General features: G+C 67.7%; 10 protein-coding genes. 7 read left to right on the top strand and 3 right to left on the bottom strand.

Annotated elements, in window-relative coordinates; all coding sequences use genetic code 11:
* Window positions 1-68: 68 nt before the first annotated feature.
* Window positions 69-1019, top strand: coding sequence for an NADP-dependent oxidoreductase (locus F5X71_RS16610; protein ID WP_167462784.1), 951 nt, complete (start codon window positions 69-71; stop codon window positions 1017-1019).
* 122 nt (window positions 1020-1141) lie between these two features.
* Here F5X71_RS16610 and F5X71_RS37745 read toward each other — a convergent pair whose 3' ends face one another.
* The gene (locus tag F5X71_RS37745; protein WP_428981493.1) at window positions 1142-1372 is read right to left on the bottom strand and encodes a chitin binding peritrophin-A domain-containing protein; all 231 of its coding nucleotides are present in this window, start codon (window positions 1370-1372) and stop codon (window positions 1142-1144) included.
* Between the two features lie 871 nt (window positions 1373-2243).
* Here F5X71_RS37745 and F5X71_RS16600 point away from each other — a divergent pair.
* Window positions 2244-2708 (top strand): hypothetical protein, encoded by a 465-nt coding sequence (locus F5X71_RS16600; RefSeq protein ID WP_238815933.1) that lies wholly within the window; start codon window positions 2244-2246, stop codon window positions 2706-2708.
* Window positions 2709-2756: 48 nt separating this feature from the next.
* On the opposite strand, the gene F5X71_RS16595 is transcribed toward F5X71_RS16600, so the two are convergent.
* The gene (locus F5X71_RS16595) at window positions 2757-3176 is read right to left on the bottom strand and encodes a hypothetical protein (protein ID WP_167462782.1); all 420 of its coding nucleotides are present in this window, start codon (window positions 3174-3176) and stop codon (window positions 2757-2759) included.
* A 330-nt stretch (window positions 3177-3506) separates the two neighbouring features.
* Window positions 3507-4316 (bottom strand): acyl-CoA thioesterase domain-containing protein, encoded by an 810-nt coding sequence (locus tag F5X71_RS16590; protein WP_167462781.1) that lies wholly within the window; start codon window positions 4314-4316, stop codon window positions 3507-3509.
* 574 nt (window positions 4317-4890) lie between these two features.
* On the opposite strand from F5X71_RS16590, the gene F5X71_RS16585 reads away from it, so the two are divergent.
* The 5 genes from F5X71_RS16585 (at window position 4891) to F5X71_RS16565 (ending at window position 12492) form a co-directional block, all read left to right on the top strand.
* Entirely contained in the window at window positions 4891-6996 is a 2106-nt protein-coding gene (locus F5X71_RS16585) for an AMP-binding protein (RefSeq protein WP_167466514.1), read from the top strand.
* Between the two features lie 88 nt (window positions 6997-7084).
* Complete coding sequence (locus tag F5X71_RS16580; protein WP_174817246.1) at window positions 7085-7504, top strand: transcriptional repressor; 420 nt, start codon at window positions 7085-7087, stop codon at window positions 7502-7504.
* Between the two features lie 35 nt (window positions 7505-7539).
* Window positions 7540-9765 carry a catalase/peroxidase HPI gene (gene katG, locus F5X71_RS16575; RefSeq protein WP_167462779.1) on the top strand — a complete coding sequence of 742 codons (2226 nt, stop codon included), beginning with the start codon at window positions 7540-7542 and terminating at the stop codon, window positions 9763-9765.
* Window positions 9766-10108: 343 nt separating this feature from the next.
* Entirely contained in the window at window positions 10109-10756 is a 648-nt protein-coding gene (locus tag F5X71_RS16570) for a response regulator transcription factor (RefSeq protein WP_167462778.1), read from the top strand.
* Window positions 10753-12492 (top strand): sensor histidine kinase, encoded by a 1740-nt coding sequence (locus F5X71_RS16565; protein ID WP_167462777.1) that lies wholly within the window; start codon window positions 10753-10755, stop codon window positions 12490-12492. The genes F5X71_RS16570 and F5X71_RS16565 overlap by 4 nt, the downstream gene beginning before the upstream one ends.
* The last annotated feature ends 36 nt before the right edge of the window (window positions 12493-12528 follow it).

Genomic DNA, 12528 nt, shown 5'->3' with positions numbered 1-12528 from the left:
CGGAGCGTTTGCCAACGTAGCTTAAGCTCGTTACCGGAAGGCTCCACGACTACGAGGAGGCGACAGGCATGCAGCAGGACAACGGCGGGCGCGCGGCGGGCAGGGCGGTTCGGCTCGAATCGTTCGGCGGACCCGAGGTACTCACTGTCCAGGACGTTCCCGCGCCGCAGGCCGGTGACGGGCAGATTCGCATCCGCGTGACGGCAGCGGGGTTGAACCCGATGGACTGGTATATGACCGCGGATGCCGCGACCGCGGCCAGGTTCGGCTTGAGCCTGCCCGTAGGGTTCGGCACCGATTACGCGGGAGTCGTCGATCAGGTCGGGGCGGGCGTGCGCGACTACGCGCTCGGCGACCGGGTATTCGGGGCGGCCCTGTCCCGGGCCGTCGCCGAGTTCGTCGTGGTCGACGCGAACGGCACTATCACCAGTGGCGTCGCGCACCATACCCCGGACGGGGTCGATGACCGCACCGCCGCCACGCTCGCGATCGCGGGTAGCACCGCCTCCGCCGCCCTCGACATCCTTCGCCTCGGTCCCGACGACACCGTGCTGATCGGCGGCGCGGGCGGCGGGGTCGGCGTGTTCGCCGTCCAGCTGGCCAGGATCGCTGGCGCGCGCGTCATCGGGACCGGCTCGCCCGCCACCGCCGACTATCTGCGCAGCCTCGGCGCCGAACCGGTCGCCTACGGTGACGGCCTGACCGCCCGGGTCCGCGACCTCGAAACCGGTCCCGTCACAGCGGCACTCGACCTGCACGGCACCGACACCGTGCACGTCGCCCGCGAACTCGGCATCCCGGACAGCCGTATCTGCACCATCGCGACGGTCGTCGACGGCATCCCCGCCGCCAACGGCGCCAATGCCGCCCCCGACGCCCTCGACACCATCGCCGGCTTCATCGCCGCGGGCCGCATGCAGGTCCCCATCGCCGCCACCTACCCCATCGAAAACATCCGCGCCGCAGTCGAATTGCAAGCGACCCGCCACGTCCGGGGCAAGGTCGTGATCGAGGTCTGAACCCACACACCTGGGCTGCAGTTCGGGTTGTTAACAAACACTCGGCGGCATTCCGACATTCCACGGCGACGGGCGGACACCGCACGTCAGAAATATCAGCGCCACATCATGGTGACTCCAGGTCAGGATCCCGGCAAAGCCCGATCGCGCCTTCGGGGCACGTTCTGAGCGTAATCGCACACCTCATAGTTTTCGTGGAAGACGGTACCGTAACCGCACATGAAACGGCTGGGCACCGCACCCGTTTCCTCGCACCAGTAGTACACGCGCGACTCATCACGATCTGAGTAGTAGCCCTTACCAGGACAACTCAGCTGCGGAGGCTCGGGCGAGGCCACCGCCGGGCCAGTCATCGCCGGGCCAGTCATCGCCGGTGCGATAGCGACGACAATGGAGATTATCTCGCGGATCATTCGAGCCTCGCTTTCGCCCGTTGCAGACTCATCGGCCTGGTTCAGTATCGGGCATCGCACCTACTGGCGGAGGAAGGCGCGCCATAACGGAGCAGACTCAGCATGGCCGGACTACTGACCGCGGCCTGTGGCTCCATCACGCATCGGACCTTCAGTGGTGGTCGAGGATCACTGGAGCGTATCGCCAGTTCTCGACCGCCTCAACGACTTCGGCGGACGTGCTGAAGGTAGGTGTTAGGCGCGCGGCTGGTACGCCAGTCTGCGGCCTACCCATCAAACCGCGGTGCACAACGAGCCGCCGCCCACCCGGGGCACGACAAGCAGCCGACGGGAACTACCGCAACTTGGGTAGCTCGAGCCCTTCCGCAACCTGGGTGAGCTGAGGAACGTCCGCCCACGGTCGGCCCCGTGACGTTCGGCCCAGATAGAGGCAACCTGATTGGGGCAAACATCGGCGCGATCCAGAGACGCTCGCGTTCTAGGAATCGACGTAACCCCTCGATGGCTTCGCACAGAGCGCCGCCGCCACCCTCGATTCACGCCCCCGTCCCCCGACGGCGTGGCGATCAGCCACCGCGTCTTCGGCACATCCGCTACTGAACAGATGATCAGGAGGAACTCACGTAACTGCCTTCTCGACCGATGCCGCCCTCAGTTCCTCCTGATCATCCGCCCAGGGCGACCTGGGCGTGTCGCGCCCGGCGCGTCGGCCCTGGCGCATACTTGTGCGGTGTCCTACTTCGGAATCCCGGCGTATCGGCCGCAGTGGATCAGTGGGCGCGCTGCCATCGAGTCCGCGCACGGTCGGCGGTTGGCGGGGCTCGTCGGTCGGCGCTTGTCGGCCGCCTGGCTGGTGTGGGATCGGGACGCGGACGAGTGGTTTCGCGACTGCCCGGTAGTGCTGGGCTTCGACGGTGAGCAGCTGGAAATCAACCACCACAAGTTCGACGAGCTATCGATAACCTGGAACCAGATCGACCCCGTCCGCACTTCGACGTGGTCCTGGGGCGTCGACTCCGGCCCGGAGGCTCACTCGTTCAATCTGGTCTGGCGGCGGGACGCGGTGCCCGCGCTGGCCGCCTTCGAGGGGCAGTTGCTAGGTGCGGTGGAACTGCTCGAATGGCGCCCACCGCACCACGATATCGCCACGGGCATGGTCGCTGTCAGCTTCGTCTTCGCCGATGACCGAGTGACGGTCAGCAACGCACTCGATGAGAACGGCCTGGAATACGGTGTCCCGCAAGCTGATTACATCCGTCGCGTGCTTCGCGCCTGACCGTCTGGCCGCCCAATTGATCAAGGGGCGCGAGCGGCGAGTCCGCCTTTATATTCTGCACTCTTGCTCGATCAAGCACATGTTCATGTTGGCGGCGACGAGTTCGGCGCGGTGCCGAGTCTGCTGGAGCGTAGAGAAGTTCAGGTCGAAAGCGTCGGTTGTTGCGAGAACCAGGGTGCGAGCCGCACTCGTCAATGCGATTCCGAGCGTCTCGACGTAGGACCCGATGCCGAACCACGCACGCACTGCGTCGACAGCGAATGGGAGTTCGGGGACAGCACTCTGGTTCTCGAGGGGGATCAGTTCGATCCATTCCTCAGCCTCACCCCGATCGCCCGACCTCAACTCAGGCTCTGTGTCCCAACGAATCTCATCACGCCGCTCCGGACCGCGGACCGAAAGACCGCGCTGGGAGTACGACAGCGTCACGAAACCACCCTCGGATTCGAGAACCACGGTGCCGGTCAACGGAATCCCCCCTCGTCCGACACCACCGCAAGCCGCCACAACCCACGCACCGTCACCCCCAAGAGCCGACCACTGAACGACGTCACTTCCACAGCCGAGAATCGTTCCACGCGTCACCCTTTCCCAGATGCGCGCTCGTCGACGAACAGCGCCCCCGCCCCCATCCGCTTGCGCGGCAACCGAGCCACATCTTCGACCACTTCAGACCCCATGAGACACAACACTATCCAGTCCGCCCGCGGGATGTAGGGCAGTTCACGATCGGTCCGGCGGCCCACTCATCTGATGGAGTGTGTGCCTGCTGTTGGCTGCCGACGCGCCTGAAGCCCGTCAGGATCGGGTTCGGTCGGTACTTGGCGTGGTGGCGAAGTCGATTTGGCGGCGGGTGTTGGCGAGTGCGGTCACTACGCAGGTGCCTATCGGGCCCTGGCGGTCGTAGAGGGTGGCGGTGCCGATCGAGATGCCGGCCGATGCGATGGTGTTGTCGGCGCGCAGGCCGAGTTCGTAGCCGACGGGCAGGCGCGAAAGCGCGACTGTCACATCGGTATTGATGTAACCCGCGCCCGCGGAACCCCAATGGCAGATGTGGTTCGTGGCATCGCCGAGGATCGCGGTGCGCTGGAACGCGGTGATCGTCTCGCCCGCCACCAGCGGGGGCAGGCTGTGCCACGAGGCTTTGCGTTCGGCGTTCTGATTGGCGGCGAAGTCGGCGGTCCAGTCGTTCTCGCCACTCTTGTACAACGGGGGCGAGCCCTCGGGCGCGACGCAGCCCTGCGGCGGCATCGGCAGGAATTCTTCGGGACGCCACACTCGACCCGGCGGCGCGTCCGCGGTGGTGAGGAAGACCGCGGTTGCCCGAGCCCGCCGCACGCCGTCCTGCAGCAATCCCGCGTCGGCGACGACGATTCGTGAGCCGCGCCGAACCACGGTGCCGCACAGCTCGAACGGCGCGTCGGCGACCGGTTGATACAGGTCCACCGTCAACCGGGCAGGCACGAATCCCCCGGGGCAATGCGTTTCGAGTTCGCGAGCCAGCAACCCGCAGACTCCGGTGCCGCTCAGCTTCCCGGGTGACCACGGACTGACCGCCAACCGCTCGGCAACGAGCCGATCCCCTTGCCATCCGAAGAAACTCACCATGCCAGTCGTTTCCCCTCCGTACTACGAATGTCTGCGGAAACACGTTACGACGAGCCACAACTCGCCGCGACCCAGTGCATCGCGAATGCGCCCGCGCCCAGCCGCCGCACTCCCTTCGGGCACCGATGACATGCGGCAACGCACGTCGGAACCGCGACACGCCTGGGACAAAGTGCAAGGCGAGAAGCTCGGGCACGGCGGTGTGCGAAACCGCGGACACATTCGAGGAAGCCGCACCGCCTCATCCCCCGGCGCGCCGGCTGGACGGGTCCGACACTCGCGAAGCGCGGGGCATCCACTCTGAAAGCCGAAGCGCCCGTGTCCACGAACCACCCGGTGTAGAGCTGGTTCGAACCTGTTGGGGATTGGGTGGATTCACATCGATACCGGCTCGAGGTTGGGCCGGACACCCAATGTCGGAGTAAATGGTGAGCAACATGGCGGCTCGACCGCATACTGGGGGGCGATGGCGAGTCGCCGGTTCGCTGACGCATCGGCGCACCGGGTGACCCGCGGATCGAGGGGCACCCGCCGGCCCCGAGTTGTTCGAACCGGCCGACGAGAAGTGCGTGAGTTGGTTACCGACGTCATCGATGTGGGGGCGAACTTCCCGGTCGCCCGCAAGGCACTGTGGGATCTGCTCCTGGAACCGCAGACCTATCCGCGGTTGTTCACCGGAATCGGCGCCTGTGAGCTCGCGGAGGAGCGCCCGGACAGCCGGATCGTGCGGGCGCGCATCGGCACCGCCGCCACCGGCATCCGCACCCCGCAGCTGCGCCTCACTGTGCGCCGCTGGTACGAGTGCTTCGAATTGCAGTGTCCCGGAACAGGAACGTTCGTGTCGATCCGGCTGCACGGCGACGAGGAACGCACCAAGGTCGTCGTGACGGTGTTCGCGCCGGGCCGGTTGCATCCCCGGATCGCCGAGGGGTCCAACGCGGCGGTGATGGCGTGGGTCGAGGCCGGGTTGCGGCGCGCGGTGGACGTCATCCGCGGCGCGCGCACCTCGACCGTGGTCAACGCCGAGAACTCACCGGTGCGCAGGCAGGTCAGTGTCGCCAAACAGATGGTCACGGTCGGCGTCGGTCGCACCGGCAGTCTCTCGACGGGCGTGAAACAGGCTCGCTCCCTGGCGAAATGGGGCTTCAACCTGGCAGGCGGCTACGCCACGGCGGCCGCGCACGCCCCGGACCGGATCGCCATCATCGATGATTGCGGCACCCGCACCTTCGCCGAGATGCACACGCGGACAACCGCGCTGGCCCGTGCGCTGGCCGCGCTCGACCTCGGCTTCGGCGACACCATCGGCCTGCTCGCCCGCAATCACGCGGGCATGGTCGAATGCATGGTCGCCGCGGGCAAACTCGGCGTCGACGTGGCGCTGCTGAATGTCGGGCTGTCCGGCAGGCAGATCGAGGACATCGTGCAACGCCACCGCCTGGCCGCGCTGTTCGTCGACGGCGACCTCGAGCCGCTGGTCCACTACCTGCACACGGATCTGCCCCGCTTCAACACCGACGGCCGCCCGCGCACGCCCGATCGGGCCACCCTCGATGATCTGATCGGCGAGGGCGGGCGGCCGTTCCGGCTGCCGAACCGCGCGGGCAGGCTCATCGTGCTGACCTCCGGCACCAGCGGCACACCCAAGGGCGCGCGGCGCCCAGAACCGAAGGGCTTCGGCACCATCGCCGCGCTGCTGTCCCGGATTCCGCTGCCGATGCAAGAGGCGATGCTCATCCCGGCGCCGCTGTTCCACACCTGGGGCCTGGCCGGTTTGCAGATCAGCACCCCGTTGCGCGCGACGGTGGTGCTGCCGGAGCGTTTCGACGCCGAGGACTGTCTGCGCCTGGTCGCCGAACATCGGGTCGCCAGCATGATCGTGGTGCCGACCATGGTGCACCGCATCCTCGATCTGCCGGACGCGGTGCGCGCCCGCTACGACACCTCGAGCCTGCGCGCGGTGGTCAGCTGCGGCGCCCCATTGGCCGGTGCGACGGTGCTGCGGTTCATGGATGTCTACGGCGACATCCTGTACAACGTCTACGGTTCCACCGAGGTCTCGTGGGCCACCATCGCCACCCCCGAGGACCTGCGCACCGCGCCGACCACGGCGGGCCGTCCGCCGCTGGGCACCCGGGTCTCGGTGCTCGGCCCCGATCAGCGCCCGGTGCCGGTGGGCGTCACCGGGCACATCTTCGTCGGCAACCACATGCTCTTCGATGGTTACGTCAACGCCGCGCCGCCCACCGAGGCCGACGGGATGCTCGACACCGGCGATCTCGGCTATCTCGACGCCGACGGACGGCTCTTCATCGCCGGGCGCGACGACGAGATGATCATCTCCGGCGGCGAGAACGTCTTCCCCCGCCCGGTCGAGGAGGCGCTGGCGCATCTGCCGCAGGTCAGCGAGGTCGCCGTGGTCGGTGTGCCGGATCAGGAATTCGGCCAGCGGCTCGCCGCGTTCGTGGTGAAACGCGAAGGCGCGGGGCTGGATTCGGACATGATCCGGTCCTATATCCGGCACCGGCTCAGCCGCTTCTCGGTGCCGCGCGACGTCACCTTCCTGCCGATGCTGCCGCGCGGCGAGACTGGCAAGATCATCAAGCACCTGCTGACCGGCACGCCGCCCGGCGACGCGGGCACGGCGTCGCCGCTCGGCGGACCGCGCCTGGTCACCTGAGAACACCCCGACTACCGGCAAACGGTTGACTCATTCCAGAAAACGGACAAGACTCACGTTCGTGCCTACGGCCGTGGAATTCCAGCAGATGCTGCGGGGAGTTTCGCTGCGTGTGACCGCGCCCCGGGTAGCGGTCCTGTCCGCCGTGCACGAAAATCCGCACGCCGATACCGATTCCATCATCCGGGCGGTGCGGTCGCGTTTGTCGGCGGTCTCCCATCAGGCGGTCTACGACTCGCTGCACACACTCACCGCCGCGGGACTGCTGCGTTGCATCCAGCCGTCCGGCTCGGTAGCGCGATACGAGACCAGGGTCGGCGACAACCATCACCACGTCGTGTGCCGCGGCTGCGGGCGGATCGCCGATGTCGACTGCGCGATCGGCGCCGCGCCCTGCCTGTCGGCCTCCGACGACAGCGGTTTCACCATCGACGAGGCCGAAGTCATCTACTGGGGCCGCTGCCCCGACTGCGCGGCCGAGCACGACGCCGCACCACCACGTCCCTGACCACAGCCCGCACTACTCAGCAAGGAAGGAATGCCGTGACGTCCGACAGCCGTCCACCTACTCCTGATACCGAAACTCGAAGCGCCAGCGAGAGTGAGAACCCGGCGATCCCGTCGCCGACGGTGAAGACCGACCAGCGTCCCCGCACCAATAAGGACTGGTGGCCGGAGCAGATCGATCTCTCGGTGCTGCACGCGCATTCGTCCAAGTCGAACCCGCTCGGCCCGGATTTCGACTACGCCGAAGAGTTCAAGAAGCTCGACGTCGAAGCGCTGAAGGCCGATGTCGCGGCGGTCCTGACCGATTCGCAGGATTGGTGGCCCGCCGACTACGGCAACTACGGCGGTCTGTTCATCCGGATGAGCTGGCACGCCGCAGGCACCTACCGCATCGCCGACGGCCGTGGTGGCGGCGGGCAGGGCGCGCAGCGGTTCGCCCCGCTCAACAGCTGGCCCGACAACGCCAACCTGGACAAGGCGCGCCGCCTGCTGTGGCCGGTCAAACAGAAGTACGGCAACAAGATCTCCTGGGCCGACCTGTTGGTGTTCGCCGGCAACGTGGCACTCGACTCGATGGGCTTCCAGACCTTCGGCTTCGGCTTCGGCCGCCCCGACATCTGGGAACCGGAAGAGGTCTTCTGGGGTCCGGAGGACACCTGGCTCGGCGACGAACGCTACAGCGGCGACCGGGAACTCGCCGGCCCGCTCGGCGCGGTCCAGATGGGCCTGATCTACGTGAACCCGGAAGGGCCGAACGGTCAGCCCGATCCGGTCGCCTCCGCGCGCGATATCCGCGAGACGTTCGGCCGCATGGCGATGAACGACGAGGAGACCGCGGCGCTCATCGTCGGCGGGCACAGCTTCGGCAAGACCCACGGCGCGGGCAACGCCGACCTGGTCGGCGCCGAACCCGAAGCCGCGCCGATCGAACAGCAGGGTCTCGGCTGGAAGAGCGCCCACGGCACCGGCAAGGGCAAGGACGCGATCACCAGCGGTCTCGAGGTCGTGTGGACCTCGACGCCGACCCGGTGGAGCAACGGCTTCCTGCAGAACCTGTACGGCTACGAGTGGGAGCTGACCAAGAGCCCCGCAGGCGCGTGGCAGTGGAAGCCGAAGGACGGCGCGGGCGAGGGCACCATCCCCGACCCGTTCGACGGCCCGGCCCGCACGCCGACGATGCTGACCTCGGACCTCGCTCTGCGTGAGGACCCGATCTACCGGGAGATCACCAGCCGGTGGCTCGAGCATCCCGAAGAGCTGGAAGTGGCCTTCGCCAAGGCCTGGTACAAGCTGCTGCACCGCGACATGGGCCCGGTCAGCCGCTACCTCGGCCCCTGGGTGCCCGAGCCGCAGCTGTGGCAGGACCCGGTGCCCGCGGTCGACCACGAACTGATCGACGAGCAGGACATCGAGGCGCTCAAGAGCAGGGTGCTCGAGTCCGGTCTGTCGGTGGCCCAGCTGGTCAAGACGGCGTGGTCGTCCGCGTCGAGCTTCCGCAGCACCGACAAGCGCGGCGGCGCCAACGGCGCCCGGATCCGGCTCGAGCCGCAAAAGAACTGGGAGCTCAACGAACCCGCCGAGCTGGCCAAGGTGCTGCCCGTGCTGGAGCAGATCCAGCAGGACTTCAACAGCTCCGCCACCGGCGGCAAGCAGGTATCGCTGGCCGACCTGATCATCCTGGCCGGTTCCGCGGCGATCGAGAAGGCGGCCAAGGACGCGGGTCACGCCGTGACGGTGCCGTTCGCCCCCGGGCGCACCGACGCGACACAGGAGAACACCGATGTGGAGTCGTTCGCGGTGCTCGAGCCGCGGGCCGACGGCTTCCGCAACTACGTGCGGCCCGGTGAGAAGGCGCCGCTGGAGCGGCTGCTGCTCGAGCGGGCCTACCTGCTCGATCTGACCGCGCCGGAGCTGACTGTCCTCATCGGTGGCCTGCGCGCGCTCGGCGCCAATTACGGCGGCACCGAGCACGGTGTCTTCACCCAGCGTCCGGGCGCGTTGACCAACGACTTCTTCGTCAACCTGCTCGACCAGAGCGTCGAGTGGAAGGCGTCGGAATCGGCGGAGAACGTCTACCAGGGCGTGCGCGCGGGTCAGCCCGTATGGACCGCCACCGCCAACGACCTGGTCTTCGGCGCGCATTCGCAGCTGCGCGCGATCTCGGAGGTCTATGCCCAGCAGGACGCTGGCCAGCGGTTCGTCGACGATTTCGTCGCCGCGTGGGTCAAGGTCGTCAACAGCGACCGGTTCGATCTCGCCTGATCCGCTCCGCCGGGGCAGGCCGTCCTTTCGAGGGCGGCCTGCTTTCGTTTGCTCGAGAGTGACTTTCGGCTTCACGGTGCAGGTCGTGCTGCGGATCGGCAGCGCACCGGACGGCGCGGAGCCCGTGCGCTCGCACCGCAGGCCGGTCACCGACATCCTGTCGTTTCGTCAGGGATAGCGGCAGGATCTGTCCGGGGCACGACGACGCCCGTTAGTCGCCGTGCCCCGGCACCCCGTAGATCACCTGTCAAGGGACTTAGGTCCCCGAACCGGTGTCCTGCGCCGGTCCGTCGGCGCGAGAATCTTCGTAGGCTGAAGTAACGGTCCAGGAAGGTGCAGCGCAATGGTCACAGTGTTCTTGGTCGACGATCACGCGATCGTGCGCCGCGGGGTCGCCGACCTGATCGACGCCGAAGCCGATCTCGAGGTGATCGGCGAGGCGGGCACGGTCTCACAGGCCATGGCACGCATCCCCGCGTTGCGCCCCGACGTCGTCGTGCTCGACGTCCGACTCCCCGACGGCAACGGCATCGAACTGTGCCGCGAGCTGCTCGACCAGCATCCCGGCCTGCACTGTCTGATCCTGACCTCGTTCACCGACGAACAGGCGATGCTCGACGCGATCCTGGCCGGCGCCAGCGGATACGTAGTCAAAGACATCGGCACCACCGAATTGGTCGATGCCATCCGGGAAGTCGGCGCCGGTCACTCCCTGCTCGACAATCGAGCCGCCGCCGCGCTGATGGCCAAACTCCGGGAGGAGGCGGCGGCCAGAACCGGACCGCTGGCCGCGCTGACCGAGCAGGAACGCACATTGCTCGAACTGCTCGGCGAAGGCTTGACCAACCGGCAGATCGCCGGACGCATGTACCTGGCCGAGAAGACGGTCAAGAACTACGTCTCCCGATTGCTCGCCAAGCTCGGGGTGGAGCGGCGCACCCAGGCCGCGGTGCTCGCCTCGAAGCTCAACGCACCGCTGAAGGGCGAATGAATCACCCGGGTCAGAGCCCCGTCCTGGAAACACTCGGGCAGCTTCGCCTGCGTGAGTTGCTCGTACAGGTCCAGGATCGGATCGCCGAAATCGTGGGCGTGCGCGACCAAATGGACCGACTCATCGAAGCCATGCTCGTCGTCACCGCGGGCCTCGACCTCGACAACACCCTACGCACCATCGTCCACACCGCCATCGAACTCGTCGACGCCGGCTACGGCGCCCTCGGCGTCCGCGAAACCGAAAGAGACAGCCTCCAACTCGCCGAATTCGTCTACGAAGGCATCGACGACCGCACCCGCGTCCTCATCGGCGACCTACCCCGCGGCCACGGCGTCCTCGGCCTGCTCATCGACGATCCGAAACCCATTCGGCTGCGCGACCTTTCGACCCATCCGGCCTCGGTCGGCTTCCCGCCGCATCATCCGCCGATGCACACCTTCCTCGGTGTGCCGGTGATGGTGCGCGACGAGGTGTTCGGCAACCTCTACCTCACCGAGAAGGCAAGCGGCCAAGAATTCACCGAGGACGACGAGGTCGTGGTCCAGGCCCTCGCCGCCGCGGCGGGCACCGCCGTCGCCAATGCCCGGCTCTACGAACGATCCCAGATCCGTCAGCAGTGGCTCGAGGCCACCCAGGACGTGGCCACCGAACTGCTGGCCGGGACCGAACCCGATGAGGTGCTCGGGCTCGTCGCCGACCGCGCGCTGCGACTGACCGGCTCGGCCGTCGTCTTCCTCGCGCTGCCCGAGGATCCCGCCGTCCCCCGGGCCGAGATCACCGAGCTGACGGTCGTCGCGGCGGCCGGGTCCGGTTCGGAACGACTACCCGGGCAACGCGTTCCGATCGACGGATCGCATTCCGGCACCGCCTTCCGGACCGGCCGGGTGGTGGCGGGCGAACAACTGCTGTTCCGGCCGGATTTCGACGGTTCCGCCGAACACGGTCCCGCACTTGTCCTCCCGTTGCGCGCGGAGCAGACGGTGATCGGCGTACTGGTCACGCTGCGCCCGCCCGGCGCGCGCCCGCTCGATGCCGCCGCGCGGGCGATGATCACCTCCTTCTCCGATCAGGCCGCGCTCGCTTTGCAGTTGGCGGCGACCCAGCGGCGGATGCGCGAGCTCGACGTGCTCTCCGATCGCGACCGCATCGCCCGCGATCTGCACGACCACGTCATCCAGCGGCTCTTCGCGGTCGGTCTCTCCTTGCAGGGCACGGCCAAACGTGCGAGCACACCCGAGGTCGCGACCAGGCTCACCGAAACCATTCAAGACATCCAGTCCATCGTGCAGGAGATCCGGCACTCGATCTTCGACCTGCACAGCAGCACCACCGCGGACGCCCCGACCCTGCGTAAGCGCCTGCACTCGGTGATCGCCGAGATGACCGCGGACACGGGTCTGCGCACCACGGTCCGGCTGGCGGGTCCGGTGTCGGTGCTGGCGCCGCCGCTGTCGGAGGACGTCGAGGCGGTGTTGCGCGAGGGTCTCAGCAACGTGGTGCGGCATGCGGCGGCATCCACTGTCTCGGTACAACTCTCGGTCCGCGACGACGTCACGGTAGCGATCACCGACGACGGCACCGGCCTCCCCGAACAGGTACCGCGGCGCAGCGGGCTGGCCAACCTCGCGGCCCGCGCCGAACAAGCAGGCGGCAGTTTCGACATCCGCGCGACGAACGCGCACGGCACCGTTTTGCGCTGGTCCGCGCCGCTACCGGAGCAGCCGCCGCGCTGATACCGGCAGCGGGCTCCCCACTTCGGTCGCCAGTCG

The organism is Nocardia brasiliensis (genome assembly GCF_011801125.1).
Lineage (GTDB): Bacteria > Actinomycetota > Actinomycetes > Mycobacteriales > Mycobacteriaceae > Nocardia > Nocardia brasiliensis_C.
Note: the sequence above shows the minus strand (reverse complement) of the source record. Positions and strands in the feature narration are given on the sequence as shown.